The following is a 14,729-nucleotide window of genomic DNA, read 5'->3' on the forward strand; positions in this document are numbered from 1 at the left end:
CGCGGAACGACCGCAGTTCATGAATGGGGCGGGGAGGGGCTGGGGATGAGGCAGAACAGCGTGCGTAAGGAGGGGGCGCGACAACGCGCTCCGCACGCAAGTGATCACGGCTGGGACGAGGACACCGACGACGGGGCTCGTGAGGGGTCTCGTAGCGGGTCTCGTGAGGGCTCTCGCAGCGGCTCTCGCAGCGGCTCTCGTAGCGGCTCTCGTGAGGGCGGAGCTCACTCCGCGAAGTCGTCGAAAGGCGGCGGCGAGCCCCCGGAGGGCAACGCCAGACACCGGCGCGGCACGCGCGGCGGGGCACGTCCGCCGCGCCGCAAGCGCCGTGTCCTGCGCTGGTCGGCGACGATCCTGTCGGTCCTGATACTCGGCACGGCCGGCGCCGGATACCTCTACTACCAGCACCTCAAAAACAACCTCGAGACGGACGACCTGAACCTCGGCGAGCACCGGGCCCCCGAGCCCACGCCCAACGCCGCGGGCCAGACCCCGCTGAACATCCTGCTCATCGGATCGGACGCGCGGGACTCCAAGGCGAACCAGAAGCTCGGCGGCGCCAAGGACACCTTCGGTTCCCCGCCCCTCGCGGACGTGCAGATGCTGCTGCACCTGTCGGCCGACCGCAGCAACATGTCGGTCGTCAGCATGCCGCGCGACACCCTGCTCCAGATCCCCAAGTGCACCGACCCGGACGACGGCAAGGTCTATCCGGAGACCGGCCCCAAGTACATGACGAACGAGTCGCTGGGCCGCGGTGGCCCCGGCTGCACCGTCGCCACCTGGGAGAAGCTCACCAACATCCACATCGACCACTTCATGATGGTCGACTTCTCGGGTGTGGTCTCCATGGCGGACGCCATCGGCGGCGTACCGGTCTGCGTGGACAAGAACATCCACTCGCGCACCAGCGAGGGCAAGGGCTCGGGCCTGAAGCTGAAGAAGGGCACCACGGAGATCCAGGGCGAACAGGCCCTGCAATGGCTGCGCACCCGCTACGGCTTCGAGGGCGGCACCGACATCAGCCGCGCCAAGGCCCAGCACATGTACATGAACGCGCTGGTCCGCAAGCTCCGCGAGAACACGGGCCTGACCAGCCCCAACCAGCTGCGCAAGCTCGCCGACAAGGCGACGAAGGCGCTGACGGTGGACGACGGCCTGGGCAGCCCCAAGAGTCTGTACGACCTGGGCAACGAGCTCAAGAAGGTCACGCCGAGCCGTACGACGATGACCACCATGCCGTTCGACTACGCCGGCGCGCGCGTCGTTCCCAAGCCCGACGACGCGGAGCAGCTGTTCCGACTGGTCCGCGACGACGTCCCACTGGACGGCAAGGGCAAGAAGAAGGCCAAGGAGAAGGTGTCGGACGACCCGGCCGCCGCGGACGGCGAGATCGCGGTGCAGGTCCAGAACGGCACGCGCAGCTCCACGGAGCCGCCGGTCAGTGGCCGGGCGTCCACGGTGGCCCAGCTCCTTGCGGGCAAGGGGTTCAAGAAGGCGACGCCGGACTCGACGGCGGCGCTTGCCGAGGAGAAGACGGTCGTCCGCTACCCCAGCGCGGACCTGGAGGGCGACGCCCAGCGGATCGCCAAGTCCCTCGGTCTTCCGCTGAGCGCGGCGAAGAAGTCGACGGACGTGTCGGGGGTGACGCTGGTCGTCGGCGCCGACTGGCGCGAGGGCGACGGGCCGCCCAAGGCGAAGAAGAAGGACGACTCGACGCCGGACTCCGCGGACGCGCTCAGCGGGTCCGACAAGAAGGCGTGCATGAAGGTCGACCCGAACTTCACCTGGTAACCGGCCCAGGACGCGCGAAGGGCCCCGGCGCGATGCCGGGGCCCTCGTCATGCGGCTGACCGCGTGACCGCGTACTCGCTACGCCTCCTGCGTCTCCCCGAGCACCGCAGGGCGGCGCGAGGCGATGACCCGCTTGGCCAGCGAGCGCGGGCTGGTGAGGAAGCCCCAGCCCCACGACATGTGCATGGTCGCGAGGGCCACCGGGATCTGCAGGCGTGCCTTCAGGGGCAGGCCCTTGCCCGCGGGGACGGACCCTGCGGCGATGGCCGCGAGGTAGCCGCCGGGGATCACGAAGCCCCACGGCGTGAGGGCCGCGCCCACGACGATGCCCGCGGCGATCGCGCAGACCGCGGTCGGCGGCGCGAGGTAGCGGAGGTTGATGGAGCCTTCGTGGTAGCGGGCGACGACGTGGCGCCACCTGCCGTAGTCCTTGTACTGCTTGGCGAGCGCCTTCACGCTCGGCCGCGGGCGGTACGAGACCTTCAGCTCGGGCGAGAACCAGATCATGCCGCCGGCCTCGCGGATGCGGAAGTTCAGCTCCCAGTCCTGGGCGCGGATGAACTCCACGTTGTACCCGCCCTGCTGCTCCAGGGCCTCGCGGCGGAACACACCCAGGTAGACCGTCTCGGCCTGCTGGGCGTCGCCGCCGGTGTGGAAGGCGGCGTTGCCCACGCCGATCTTCGACGTCATGGCGGCGGCGACCGCGTGCTCCCAGTCGTTCTGTCCCTCGGCGTGCATGATGCCGCCGACGTTCATCGCGCCGGTCTCCTCCAGGAGGCGGACGGCCGTCGTGATGTAGCCGGGCGAGAGCGCGGCGTGGCCGTCGACGCGCACCACGATCGGGTGACGGGATGCCTTGATGGCGGCGTTGAGCGCCGCGGGCGTGCGCCCCGTCGGGTTCGGGACCGTGTGCACCCGCGGATCTTCGCGGACTAGCTCGGCGGCGATCTCGTCCGTGCGGTCGGTGGAGGGGCCGAGCGCGACGACGACCTCCATCTCGCCCGCGTACTCCTGCTGCAGGATCGCGTGCACGGCCTCGCGCAGATGCCGCTCCTCGTTGAGGACCGGCATGATCACGGATACGGCTGGAGGCTGCACCTCAGACTTCGCGTTCATCACGCGTCACGTTACCGCGAATGGGGGACACGGGTGCGCGCCGTCCGGGTCGCTACCCCGGGCCGCATTTCGTATGGCCTTACGTTTCTCGGGTTACCGGCTCGTCCTCAAGCGGGCCACGGCCCGTCTCGCGGAGGTGCCCCGCACGTGCCCACACCGCCCCGCCGCTCCCCCGCCCCGCCACCGCGCCGCCCCCGTCCACCGGCTCCGAGGGCCGAGCGGGCCATGCGTGCCGAGCGGGTTCCCCGGAAGTCCGCAGGGCGGCGGAGACGGCCGCGCTGGGTCATGCGTGTGGCGACCGGGTTCTCCGTGACGGTCCTCGCCGCGGCCGGCATCGGGCACGCGGTCGTGACCGGTCTGGACACCGGCATCAAGCGGGTCGACGCCTTCCGGGACATGAAGAACAGGCCCGAGCCGGGCCACGGCATGAACGTGCTGCTCGTCGGCACCGACGGCCGCGACAAGCTCTCCCCCGAGGACAAGCAGAAGTACCGCCTCGGCGGCGCCCCTTGCCACTGCACGGACACGATCATGATCGTGCACATCTCGGAGGACAGGGACCGCGCCAGCGTCGTGAGTCTGCCCCGGGACAGCTACGCCGACCTGCCCGCGCACACCGACAGGAACACGGGCGAGAAGCACCACGAGCACCCCAACAAGATCAACGCGGCGTACGCGGAGGGCGGCCCGAACCTGACGGTGCGCACCGTCGAGCACATGACGAAGGTCAAGATCGACCACTACTTGGAGGTCGACTTCACCAGCTTCATGAAGACGGTGGACGTGCTCGGCGGCGTGGAGATCTGCACCGCGCGGCCGCTCCAGGACTCGCACACCGGTCTGAACCTGGCGGAGGGCACGCACCTCATGAACGGCGGCGAGGCGTTGCAGTACGTCCGTTCCCGGTACGTCGACGGGGCGTCGGACCTCGGCCGCATGCAGCGTCAGCAGCGCTTCCTCGCGGCGCTCATCGCCAAGGCGACGGGCAGCGGCGTGCTCCTGAACCCGGTCAAGTTCCGCGACGTCACACTGACGCTGCTCGGCGCGGTCCGCGCGGACAACGGCTTCGGGACGGACGAGATCCTCGACCTCGGGCGGGCGATGCGGGGCTTCTCGCCGTCGTCGTCGGAGTTCACGACCGTGCCGCTGAACGACAAGGGGACGAACATCCCGGGCATCGGCTCGGCGCTCGTCTGGCAACCGCAGAAGTCCGAGAAGCTGTTCGAGGCGCTGCGCGAGGACCGTCCGCTGGCGGTGCGTCACGGCAAGGGCAGGGCCACCATGGTCGGCGTCGCACCGCAGCAGATCCAGGTCCAGGTCGACAACGGCACGGCCGACCCGGGGCTCGGGAAGCGGGTCGACGCGGCGCTGCGGAAGACCGGTTTCCGGACCTCGCAGCTGCCGGGGAACGTGCCGGGGGCCGCGGCCAGGCCCGTCGCGCGGACCGTCGTCGCGTACGACCCGCGGTGGGACCGGTCCGCGAAGGCCCTGGCCACGGCCCTGCCGGGGAGCGAGATGCGCGAGGTCGCGGGGCAGGGCGCGACCTTGAAGGTCATCGCGGGGACGGACTTCAAGGAGGTACGACGGGTGCGCGCGGAGGATGTGCGACTGGGCGAGTTCGGCGCGGTCACCGGGGACGAGGTGGTCTGTCCCTGAGCCGGGGGGCCGAAGCGGCGGGTCGGGCGTCCGGGTCCTGGGCGGGGCTGCCGGGTCGTGGGCCGGGGCTGCCGGGCTGTGGGTGGGGCTGCCGGGCTGTGGGCCGGGGCTGCCGGGCTGTGGGTGCGGCTCCCGGGCCGAGGGCCGGGGCTGCCGGGCTGTGGGCCGGGGCTGCCGGGCTGTGGGCCGGGGCTGCCGGGCTGTGGGCCGGGGCTGCCGGGCTGTGGGCCGGGGCTGCCGGACCGTGGGCCGGGGCTGCCGGACCGTGGGCCGGGGCTGCCGGACCGAGGGTGGGACTCCCTGACCGAGGGCCGGGGCTGCCGGGCTGTGGGCCGGGGCTGCCGGGCCGAGGGTGCGGCTCCCGGGCCGAGGGCCGGGGCTCCCGAGCCGAGGGTGCGGCTCCCGGGCCGAGGGCCGGGCTCCCCGGCCGCGGTCGGGCCGGGGTCAGTCGTCGAAGCCCTCGGCCGCGCGGGACTCGCGCAGCTCCTTGATTGCGCGGCGGCGGGCCAGGCGGTGGGTGCGGCGGATCTGGGCCTCCTGGTAGCGGCGGCGGTCGCGGTCGGTCTCGGGGACGACCGGGGGGACCGTGCGGGGCTTGCCGTCCGCGTCGACCGCGGCGAAGACCAGGTAGGCGGAGCCGACCTGCTGTGCGGGCGTCGACTCGTTCCAGCGCTCGGCGAGGACCCGGACGCCGACCTCCATGGAGCTGCGTCCGGTCCAGTTCACCTGGGCCTTCACATGGACCAGGTCTCCGACCCTGACCGGCTCGAGGAACACCATCTCGTCCATGGACGCGGTGACCGCGGGGCCGCCGGAGTGGCGTCCGGCGACGGCGCCCGCCGCGTCGTCCACCAGTTTCATGATCACACCACCATGCACCGTACCGAGGAGGTTGGTGTCGTTGTGGGTCATGATGTGGCTGAGCGTGGTGCGGGATGCCGAGGTCGGCTTACCCGGAATATCCGATTCCGGATGGGGAGCCTGGTCTGTCATGCCCTCCACCCTATGCCGGACGTATGACCGAGCCCTCCCCCGGCCGCTTTGCATCAGCTCTGCAACAGCCGTGACCCGAATTCCCGACCGCCCTGTAAGGCACGGCCCCAAAGACGGCAGACTGGGCCACATGAGCGATTGGCCTGACGATCAGGGTGGCGGCCGGGGATACGGCCGCGGCAGCGGGAACTCCCAGCCCGAGGGTGCCCGTGCGATGCGGCACATCCAGCGCGGCCGGCCCTCCCGTCCGGCCGGACCGCCGCCCGGCGGGGTCCCGCAGCAGTCCGGGTACGACGACGGGTACGACGAGCCGCGCGGCAACGGGCAGCCGTACGGCGACGCCCGGGACGAGGTCTTCGAGCCGCGCGCCGCACGCCGGGACCCGTACGCGCAGAACCGGAGCCAGGGCTACGACAGCGGCTACAACACCGGCCAGGTCTACGGCAGGCCCGGCGCGGCCGACGGCGGCGGCCCGGGTGGCGACGGACGCCCGCCCCGCGCCCCGCGCCCCGCGCCGAACTGGCGCAAGCGGATCAAGTGGACCGCGATCACGCTGGTCAGCGTGCTGGTCGTAACCTCCGTCATCACGTACTTCTGGGCCGACTCCAAGCTCAAGCGCGAGGTCGACCTCTCCAAGGTCATCGAGCGGCCCGAGGGCGGCGCCGGCACGAACTACCTGATCGTGGGCTCCGACAGCCGCGAGGGCATGTCCGACGAGGAGAAGAAGGAGCTCCACACGGGCTCCGCCGAGGGCAAGCGCACGGACTCGATGATGATCCTGCACGTCGCGGACGACGGCGGGAACACGATGATCTCGCTGCCCCGCGACTCGAACGTCACAATCCCCTCCTTCAAGGGCGCCGAGTCCGGCAAGCTCTACCCGAACCAGGGCCGCCAGACGAAGCTCAACGCGGCGTACGCGGAGGACGGCCCCGAGCTCCTCGTGCGGACCGTCGAGTACAACACCGGCCTGAAGATCGACCACTACGCCGAGATCGGCTTCGGCGGCTTCGCCAAGATCGTGGACGCGGTCGGCGGCGTCGAGATGGACATCCCCAAGGCCTTCAAGGACAAGTGGTCGGGCGCCGACTTCGAGAAGGGCAAGCAGACGCTCAACGGCCAGGAGGCCCTGGCCTTCGTCCGCACCCGGCACGCCTTCTCCAGCGACCTGGACCGTACGAAGAACCAGCAGAAGTTCCTCGCGTCCCTGGCCCACCAGGCGGCGACGCCCGGCACGGTCATGAACCCGTTCAAGCTGTACCCGACGATGGGCGCCGGCCTGGACACGCTGATCGTCGACAAGGACATGGGCCTGTTCGACGTGGCCTCCATGTTCTGGGCGATGAAGGGCGTGACCGGCGGCGACGGCACGTCGATGAACATGCCGATCGCGGGCCAGACGCGCGGCAACCTCCTCTGGGACAAGGCCAAGGTCAAGCAGCTGGTCAAGGAGCTCAACAACGACGAGAAGGTGACGGTCTCGGACAACCGGTGACGCCGTTGACCGCTCACGTGTGAGAGGGCCCCGCCGATCCAGGTCGGCGGGGCCCTTTCGCGTACCGCGGCGGCCGCCCCGTACCCCGAACGCTCCGTCCGCCGCGAAGCCGTGGCCACGCCGTGCCACGGTTTATTCGAACTGCCACCCGCCGAGCCGACGTCCGGAGCACCTGCCATGGCAGACCTGCAGGAGGAATTCAGCGCCACCGCCGAGGCGGGGGCCCTCGATCAGGCCCTCGTCCCACCCGGCGACCAGGCCCTCGTCCCGCCCGACCCCGTGCCCGACCCCACCCTCGCGTCCGCACCCGGCGCGGAGACGGTCCGCTGCGCCTCCCCCGCGGACCGGGCCCGCGCCCTGCTCGCCGCCCACCCCGTCGCCGACGGCTACAGCGGTCTGCCGTGGGCGCTGCGCGAGCTGCCCCGGCACGACTTCGAGACCGGCGACAGCGGGCTCGAGGGCGACGTGCCACGGCTGCGGGCGGGCCGGGTCGGCGCGCAGTTCTGGTCGGTGCACGTGCCCGACGGACCGAGCGGCGACCGCACCGTCCGCACGACGCTCGAACAGATCGACCTCGTCAAGCACGTCGTCGCCACGCACCCCGAAGCACTGCGGCTCGCCCGCAACGCCTCGGAGACCGCCGACGCCCGCAACTGCGGCCGCGTCGCCACCCTGATCGGCCCGGCCCGCGGCGCCGCCCTCGGCGACTCGCTGGGCACGCTGCGGGCGCTGCACAGCCTGGGCCTGTGCGTGGTCACGCTCTGCGGGACGTCGTGGGCGGGCGAGGGCGGTCTGACGCCGTTCGGCGAGGAGGTCGTCAGGGAGATGAACCGGCTCGGGGTCCTCGCGGACCTGTCCGGCGCCTCCGAGGTGACGGCGCGGCGGGTGCTCGCTGTCTCCAAGGCGCCGGTGGTCTTCACGCGCTCGGGGGCCCGCGCCCTGTACGACCATCCGTCGAACCTCTCGGACGGCCTCCTCGCGGCGGTCGGCGCCGCCAAGGGCCTGGTCCTCGTCCCGCTCGCCACCGGGCGGACCGGGCCCACGGTGCGCACGGTGGCGGACCACCTCGACCACGTGCGCCGGGTCGCGGGGCCGGAGTGCGTCGGGATCTCCGGCACGCACGACACCCGCGAGGCGCACCCGGAGGGTCTGGCGGACCCGGCGGGTCATCCGCGGCTGATCGCCGAACTCGTCGAACGCGGCTGGCCCGAGGCCGACTTGGCGCTGCTCACCTGGGGCAACGTCCAACGCGCGCTGCGCGGTGCGGACTTCACGGCGCGGGCGATGCGGGAGCGGCGGTCCGCGTCGACGGCGACGATAAACCGACTGGACGGGTGAGCCCCGCCCAGTCGTCCCGCCGCCCGGCCGCCCGGCCGGTCCGGTAGCCCGATCGTCGGGTCGGTCCGGCCCGTCAGGGGATCTTGCAGAGGCAGAACGGGTGACCCGCGGGGTCGGCGTACACGCGGAAGTCGCGCCTGCCTCCGTCGTCGTCCAGGTCGAGGGGTGTCGCGCCGAGCGCGAGCACCTTCTCCTGGGCGGCGTCGATCTCCTCGACGGTGCGTCCCGCGTCCAGGTCCAGGTGGACCTGTTGCGCGTTGACGTCGGAGCGGGGCCATTCCGGCGGGCGCAGGCCCACCACCTTCTGGAACGACACCTTCACGCGGCCGGGCGACACGAGGTCGATCCAGTCCCCGTCCTCTTCGATGGTGCCGCCGATGAGGGCGGCGTAGAACTCGGCGAGTGCGCGCGGGTCCGGGCAGTCCAGGACGACGTTGCGCAGGCGGGCGATGGGTTGCGTCATGTCCATCTCTCCATGGTTACCCCGGAGCCGCCCATGGTCACTTCTAAGCCGCGGGGCGGCCCATCGCCCGGTACGTCCACCCGGCGGCGCGCCACACCTCCGGGTCCAGGGCGTTGCGGCCGTCCAGGATGAGCGGGGCGGTCGCGGCGGCGGCGAGCTCCGCCGGGTCGAGCTCGCGAAACTCGCGCCACTCGGTGAGGTGCAGGACCACGTCGGCGCCGCGGACGGCGTCCAGGGCCGTGTCCGCGTACCCGAGGGTGGGGAACAGCCTGCGGGCGTTCTCCATGCCCTTGGGGTCGTAGACGGTCACCTGGCCGCCCTGGAGGTGGATCTGTCCTGCCACGTTCAGGGCCGGGGAGTCGCGCACGTCGTCCGAGTCCGGCTTGAACGTGGCGCCGAGGACCGCGACCCGCTTGCCGAGGAAGGACCCGCCGCCGAGCGCCTCGCGCGCCATCTCGACCATCTGGCCGCGGCGCCGCATGTTGATGGAGTCGATCTCGCGCAGGAAGGTCAGGGCCTGGTCCGCGCCGAGCTCACCGGCCCGCGCCATGAAGGCGCGGATGTCCTTGGGCAGGCAGCCGCCGCCGAAGCCGATGCCGGCCCGCAGGAACTTCTTGCCGATGCGGTCGTCGTGGCCGAGGGCCTCGGCGAGCTTCACGACGTCGCCGCCCGCGGCCTCGCACACCTCGGCCATGGCGTTGATGAAGGAGATCTTCGTGGCGAGGAACGAGTTCGCTGACGTCTTCACGAGCTCCGCGGTCGGGAAGTCCGTGACGACGAACGGCGAACCCTCGCCGACGGGCGACGCGTACACCTCGCGCAGCAGCTTCTCCGCGCGCTCGCTGCGCACGCCGACGACGATCCGGTCGGGGTGCAGCGTGTCCTTGACGGCGAAGCCCTCGCGCAGGAACTCGGGGTTCCAGGCCAGCTCGACCTCGTCGCCCGCCGGGGCGAGCTCGGCGAGGCGGGTGGCGAGGCGGTCCGCGCTGCCCACCGGGACGGTGGACTTGCCGACGACCAGGGAGGGCTTGGTGAGGTGCTTGGCGAGGGACTCCAGGGCGTTGTCTACGTACGACATGTCGCACGCGTACTCGCCGTGCTTCTGCGGGGTGTTCACGCAGATGAAGTGGACGTCGCCGAAGTCCGCGACCTCCGCCCAGTCCATCGTGAAGCGCAGCCGCCCGCTGGCGCCCTCGATGCCCGCGACGTGCTTGCGCAGGAGCTCCTCGAGACCGGGCTCGTACATGGGGACCTCGCCCCGCTGGAGCATCTCGATCTTCTCGGGCACCACGTCGAGACCCAGGACCTCGAAACCGAGCTCGGCCATGGCCGCGGCGTGTGTGGCGCCGAGATAGCCGGTACCGATCACGGTGATCTTGAGGGCCATGCGGTGCTCCAGGGGGCTGTGGCGTCAGTGCGCAGACGAGCATAGTCCCGCGTGTCCCGGCCTCTCACCGGGCAGGATTTCCGCTGTCGCGAAGCTCACGTATCCCTTGCGTGGGGGGCACCACTAAAATTTGGGTTACTTAACGGTAATTAGCATCCTTGGAGCGTGAGAGACCTTGGCCGGATCGGCTGATTTCGACCTGTACCGCCCGTCCGAGGAGCACGACATGCTCCGCGACGCGATCCGTTCGCTGGCCGAGGCGAAGATCGCGCCGTTCGCCGCCGCGGTGGACGAGGAGGCCCGCTTCCCGCAGGAGGCCCTCGACGCCCTGGTCGCCAGCGACCTGCACGCCGTGCACGTCCCGGAGAGCTACGGCGGCGCGGGCGCCGATGCCCTCGCCACGGTCATCGTCATCGAGGAAGTCGCGCGTGTGTGCGCCAGCTCCTCGCTGATCCCCGCCGTCAACAAGCTCGGCTCGCTGCCGGTCATCCTCTCCGGCTCCGAGGAGCTGAAGAAGAAGTACATGGCGCCGCTCGCCGGCGGCGAGGGCATGTTCTCGTACTGCCTCTCCGAGCCGGACGCCGGTTCGGACGCGGCGGGCATGAAGACCAAGGCCGTGCGCGACGGCGACTTCTGGGTGCTCAACGGCGTGAAGCGCTGGATCACCAACGCGGGCGTCTCCGAGTACTACACGGTGATGGCTGTCACCGACCCGGAGAAGCGTTCCAAGGGCATCAGCGCGTTCGTCGTCGAGAAGGGCGACGAGGGCGTCTCCTTCGGCGCCCCGGAGAAGAAGCTCGGCATCAAGGGCTCCCCCACCCGCGAGGTCTACCTCGACAACGTCCGCATCCCCGCCGACCGCATGATCGGCGAGGAGGGCACGGGCTTCGCGACCGCCATGAAGACCCTGGACCACACCCGCATCACCATCGCGGCCCAGGCTCTCGGCATCGCCCAGGGCGCGCTCGACTACGCCAAGGGGTACGTCAAGGAGCGCAAGCAGTTCGGCAAGCCGATCGCCGACTTCCAGGGCGTCCAGTTCATGCTCGCCGACATGGCGATGAAGATCGAGGCGGCGCGTCAGCTGACGTACGCGGCGGCGGCCAAGTCCGAGCGCGGCGACAAGGACCTCACCTTCCAGGGTGCGGCCGCCAAGTGCTTCGCCTCGGACGTGGCGATGGAGGTCACCACGGACGCGGTGCAGCTCCTCGGTGGGTACGGCTACACCCGCGACTACCCCGTCGAGCGCATGATGCGCGACGCGAAGATCACGCAGATCTACGAGGGCACGAACCAGGTCCAGCGCATCGTGATGGCGAGGAACCTGCCGTAGCCCCGTCAGGGGCGCGGGGAACTGCGCGAGCAACCAAGAGCAGAGCCGCACCCGCCGCCGAACCGCCGTAGGCAGACGCGGCTGCGGGTGCGTCGTGGCTGAGCGCGCAGTTCCCCGCCCTCAGCCGTCCAGCTGCTCCAGCGTCGCGATGGACGGGCCCCTGCGGGACTGGAGGTCCCGCGCCACGTCCTCCGCCGCGCCGAGCACCCGTACCGCGTTCTGCCACGTCAGCTTGGCGAGGTCGGGCCTGGACCAGCCGCGGTCGATGAGCTCCGCGATCAGGTTCGGGTAGCCCGCCACGTCGTCCAGGCCGGACGGGGTGAACGCCGTGCCGTCGTAGTCGCCGCCGATGCCGATGTGGTCGACGCCCGCCACCTCGCGCATGTGGTCGAGGTGGTCGGCGACCGTCGACGCGGTGGCGACCGGCCGCGGGTTCGTCGCCTCGAAGGCCTCGTGGACCTTCATCGCCTCCGGCCGGGTGTCCAGGTGGTGGAAGCCGTTGGCCCGCATGTTGTCGTCGGCCGCCTGCGTCCAGTCGACCGCCGCCTGGAGGACGAACTTCGGGACGAAGGTCGCCATCGCCACGCCGCCGTTGGCGGGCAGCCGCTCCAGGACGTCGTCCGGGATGTTGCGCGGGTGGTCGCAGACCGCCCGCGACGAGGAGTGCGAGAAGATCACCGGAGCCGCCGACGTGTCCAGGGCCGCCCGCATCGTCGTCGCCGCGACGTGGGAGAGGTCCACGAGCATGCCGACGCGGTTCATCTCGCGTACGACCTCGTGGCCGAAGGGCGAGAGACCGCCGACGCCGGGCTCGTCCGTCGCCGAGTCCGCCCACGCGATGTTGTCGTTGTGCGTGAGCGTCATGTAGCGGACGCCGAGCGTGTGCAGCGCCCGCAGCGTGGCGAGGGAGTTGTTGATGGAGTGCCCGCCCTCGGCGCCCATCAGGGAGGCGACGCGGCCCTCGGCGCGGACCTTCTCCATGTCCGCCGCCGTCAGCGCGCGGGCCAGGTCCGCCGGGTGGCGGGTGAGCAACTGGTCGACGCAGTCGATCTGTTCGAGCGTGGCGCTGACCGCCGCGTCGCCGGTCAGGTCCGTGCGGACGTACACCGACCAGAACTGTGCGCCGACGCCGCCCGCACGCAGCCTGGCTATGTCCGTGTGCAGGCTGCCCCGCTGGTCCGTCGCGATGTCGAGCTTGCCGATGTCGTAGCCGGCCTTCTCGCGCAGGGCCCACGGCAGGTCGTTGTGGCCGTCGACGACGGGGAAGTCGGCGAGGAGTGCGCGTGCTTCGTCGAGGGATGTCATGCGATCACTTTCCCGAGCCGAAGCCGAAACCGGAACCCGCTCCCTCGACCTTGGCCCGGAGCCGCTTGCCCTTCTCCGTCGCCTGGTCGTTCAGCTCCTGCTGGAACTCCCGCATGCGGCCCAGGAGTTCGGGGTCGTGCGCCGCGAGGATGCGGGCCGCGAGCAGGCCGGCGTTGCGCGCGCCGCCCACGGAGACCGTCGCGACCGGGACGCCCGCGGGCATCTGCACGATGGACAGGAGACTGTCCATGCCGTCCAGGTACTTGAGCGGGACGGGCACGCCGATCACCGGGAGCGGGGTCACCGACGCCAGCATGCCGGGCAGGTGGGCGGCGCCGCCCGCACCGGCGATGACCGCCTTGAGGCCGCGGTCGGCCGCCTGCTCGCCGTACGCGATCATCTCGTGCGGCATGCGGTGCGCGGAGACGACGTCGACCTCGAAGGGGATCTCGAACTCGTCGAGTGCCTTGGCGGCGCCCTCCATCACCGGCCAGTCGGAGTCCGAGCCCATGACGATGCCGACAACAGGTGCAGTCATTCGGTGATCGTTCCTCTGAGATAGCCGGCCGCGTGCCGGGCGCGGTCGAGGACCTCGTCCAGATCGTCGCCGTAGGTGTTCACGTGACCGACCTTGCGGCCGGGCTTCACGTCCTTGCCGTACATGTGGATCTTGAGCTGCGGGTCGCGGGCCATGCAGTGCAGGTACGCGGTGTACATGTCGGGGTAGTCCCCGCCCAGCACGTTGGCCATCACGGTCCACTTGGCGCGCGGGCGCGGGTCGCCGAGCGGCAGGTCGAGGACGGCGCGGACGTGGTTGGCGAACTGCGAGGTGATCGCGCCGTCCTGCGTCCAGTGGCCGGAGTTGTGCGGGCGCATCGCCAGTTCGTTGACGAGGATGCGGCCGTCGTGGGTCTCGAAGAGCTCGACGGCGAGGTGTCCGACGACGCCGAGCTGCTTGGCGATGCGCAGTGCCAGTTCCTGTGCCTGGCCCGCGAGGTCCTCGGAGAGGCCGGGCGCGGGGGCGATCACCGTGTCGCAGACGCCGTCGACCTGCTGGGACTCGACGACGGGGTAGGCGACGGCCTGGCCGTGCGGCGAGCGGACGACGTTCGCCGCCAGTTCCCGCACGAAGTCGACCTTCTCCTCGGCGAGCACCGGGACACCGGCCCGGAAGGGGTCTTCGGCGTCCTCGACGGAACGTACGAACCACACCCCCTTTCCGTCGTAGCCGCCCCGCACCGTCTTCAGGATCACGGGGAAGCCGTCGCCGCCGTCCTCGGCGCCCTCGGCCGCGAAGGCGGCCACGTCGGCCGGGTCCTTCACGATCCGGTGGCGCGGGCAGGGCACGCCGATCTCCGTGAGCTTCGCGCGCATGACGCCCTTGTCCTGGGCGTGCACCAACGCGTCGGGCCCCGGACGCACGGGGATGCCGTCCGCCTCCAGGGCCCGTAGATGCTCGGTGGGTACGTGTTCGTGATCGAAAGTGATCACGTCGCAGCCCCGCGCGAACTCGCGCAGCGTGTCCAGGTCGCGATAGTCGCCGATGACGACGTCGCCGACGACCTGCGCCGCGGAATCCTGCGGGGTGTCACTGAGGAGCTTGAATTTAAGGCCGAGGGGGATGCCCGCCTCGTGGGTCATGCGGGCGAGCTGACCGCCGCCGACCATGCCGACTACCGGGAACGTCACGCCCCCAGGGTATCGGCCGGTATCGGCCACCGCGGAACGGCCGGAACCCGCGCCCCGCGGCCCCTCCTGTCACAGGGGCGCCACAGTGTCCGGGCGCCCGCGAGCGCCCGCGATGGCCGCTGGTTAGCATGGCTGGGTCGACACGACCGAAACACCAATC

General features: G+C 71.2%; 12 protein-coding genes. 5 read left to right on the forward strand and 7 right to left on the reverse strand.

All coding sequences use genetic code 11. The annotated features are described in order from the left end of the window. The first annotated feature begins 45 nt into the window (after positions 1–45). On the forward strand, positions 46–1,794 hold the full coding sequence (locus AC07DO_RS18250; protein ID WP_479060780.1) for an LCP family protein: 1,749 nt from the start codon (positions 46–48) through the stop codon (positions 1,792–1,794). Between the two features lie 78 nt (positions 1,795–1,872). On the opposite strand, the gene AC07DO_RS18255 is transcribed toward AC07DO_RS18250, so the two are convergent. Next, positions 1,873–2,910, reverse strand: coding sequence for a glycosyltransferase family 2 protein (locus AC07DO_RS18255; protein WP_479060781.1), 1,038 nt, complete (start codon positions 2,908–2,910; stop codon positions 1,873–1,875). 147 nt (positions 2,911–3,057) lie between these two features. Between AC07DO_RS18255 and AC07DO_RS18260 the strand changes: the two genes are divergently transcribed. Then, positions 3,058–4,566 carry an LCP family protein gene (locus tag AC07DO_RS18260; RefSeq protein ID WP_479060783.1) on the forward strand — a complete coding sequence of 503 codons (1,509 nt, stop codon included), beginning with the start codon at positions 3,058–3,060 and terminating at the stop codon, positions 4,564–4,566. A 444-nt stretch (positions 4,567–5,010) separates the two neighbouring features. Here the strand turns inward: AC07DO_RS18260 and AC07DO_RS18265 are convergent, their stop codons facing one another. After that, complete coding sequence (locus AC07DO_RS18265; RefSeq protein WP_479060785.1) at positions 5,011–5,559, reverse strand: acyl-CoA thioesterase; 549 nt, start codon at positions 5,557–5,559, stop codon at positions 5,011–5,013. A 130-nt stretch (positions 5,560–5,689) separates the two neighbouring features. Between AC07DO_RS18265 and AC07DO_RS18270 the strand changes: the two genes are divergently transcribed. Both AC07DO_RS18270 and AC07DO_RS18275 read left to right on the forward strand, forming a co-directional pair. Continuing rightward, positions 5,690–7,054, forward strand: coding sequence for an LCP family protein (locus tag AC07DO_RS18270; RefSeq protein WP_479060786.1), 1,365 nt, complete (start codon positions 5,690–5,692; stop codon positions 7,052–7,054). Positions 7,055–7,231: 177 nt separating this feature from the next. Next, the gene (locus AC07DO_RS18275) at positions 7,232–8,392 is read left to right on the forward strand and encodes a dipeptidase (RefSeq protein WP_479060787.1); all 1,161 of its coding nucleotides are present in this window, start codon (positions 7,232–7,234) and stop codon (positions 8,390–8,392) included. Positions 8,393–8,465: 73 nt separating this feature from the next. Here AC07DO_RS18275 and AC07DO_RS18280 read toward each other — a convergent pair whose 3' ends face one another. Further along, positions 8,466–8,855: a VOC family protein gene (locus AC07DO_RS18280; RefSeq protein WP_479060789.1), complete on the reverse strand. Its 390-nt coding sequence runs from the start codon at positions 8,853–8,855 to the stop codon at positions 8,466–8,468. 43 nt (positions 8,856–8,898) lie between these two features. Next, complete coding sequence (locus AC07DO_RS18285) at positions 8,899–10,242, reverse strand: UDP-glucose dehydrogenase family protein (RefSeq protein WP_479060791.1); 1,344 nt, start codon at positions 10,240–10,242, stop codon at positions 8,899–8,901. 175 nt (positions 10,243–10,417) lie between these two features. Here AC07DO_RS18285 and AC07DO_RS18290 point away from each other — a divergent pair, with 175 nt between their 5' ends. Continuing rightward, entirely contained in the window at positions 10,418–11,575 is a 1,158-nt protein-coding gene (locus tag AC07DO_RS18290) for an acyl-CoA dehydrogenase (RefSeq protein WP_479060792.1), read from the forward strand. A 120-nt stretch (positions 11,576–11,695) separates the two neighbouring features. Here AC07DO_RS18290 and AC07DO_RS18295 read toward each other — a convergent pair whose 3' ends face one another. The 3 genes from AC07DO_RS18295 to AC07DO_RS18305 are packed head-to-tail and all read right to left on the reverse strand — an operon-like array spanning position 11,696 to position 14,569. Further along, entirely contained in the window at positions 11,696–12,880 is a 1,185-nt protein-coding gene (locus tag AC07DO_RS18295; RefSeq protein ID WP_479060794.1) for a dipeptidase, read from the reverse strand. 4 nt (positions 12,881–12,884) lie between these two features. Next, complete coding sequence (purE, locus tag AC07DO_RS18300; protein ID WP_479060796.1) at positions 12,885–13,418, reverse strand: 5-(carboxyamino)imidazole ribonucleotide mutase; 534 nt, start codon at positions 13,416–13,418, stop codon at positions 12,885–12,887. Next, positions 13,415–14,569, reverse strand: coding sequence for a 5-(carboxyamino)imidazole ribonucleotide synthase (locus tag AC07DO_RS18305; protein WP_479060798.1), 1,155 nt, complete (start codon positions 14,567–14,569; stop codon positions 13,415–13,417). Before AC07DO_RS18305 ends, purE begins: the two co-directional genes overlap by 4 nt. Positions 14,570–14,729: the final 160 nt, after the last annotated feature.

The sequence above is a fragment of the Streptomyces sp. NPDC045678 genome (assembly GCF_056432085.1).

What these genes read in the sequence shown, in the direction of transcription:
- AC07DO_RS18250 (WP_479060780.1), top strand. Translation starts at nt 46, where the DNA reads ATGAGGCAGAACAGCGTGCGTAAGGAGGGGGCGCGACAACGCGCTCCG.
- AC07DO_RS18255 (WP_479060781.1), bottom strand. Translation starts at nt 2,910, where the DNA reads ATGAACGCGAAGTCTGAGGTGCAGCCTCCAGCCGTATCCGTGATCATG.
- AC07DO_RS18265 (WP_479060785.1), bottom strand. Translation starts at nt 5,559, where the DNA reads ATGACAGACCAGGCTCCCCATCCGGAATCGGATATTCCGGGTAAGCCG.
- AC07DO_RS18270 (WP_479060786.1), top strand. Translation starts at nt 5,690, where the DNA reads ATGAGCGATTGGCCTGACGATCAGGGTGGCGGCCGGGGATACGGCCGC.
- AC07DO_RS18275 (WP_479060787.1), top strand. Translation starts at nt 7,232, where the DNA reads ATGGCAGACCTGCAGGAGGAATTCAGCGCCACCGCCGAGGCGGGGGCC.
- AC07DO_RS18280 (WP_479060789.1), bottom strand. Translation starts at nt 8,855, where the DNA reads ATGACGCAACCCATCGCCCGCCTGCGCAACGTCGTCCTGGACTGCCCG.
- AC07DO_RS18285 (WP_479060791.1), bottom strand. Translation starts at nt 10,242, where the DNA reads ATGGCCCTCAAGATCACCGTGATCGGTACCGGCTATCTCGGCGCCACA.
- AC07DO_RS18295 (WP_479060794.1), bottom strand. Translation starts at nt 12,880, where the DNA reads ATGACATCCCTCGACGAAGCACGCGCACTCCTCGCCGACTTCCCCGTC.
- purE (WP_479060796.1), bottom strand. Translation starts at nt 13,418, where the DNA reads ATGACTGCACCTGTTGTCGGCATCGTCATGGGCTCGGACTCCGACTGG.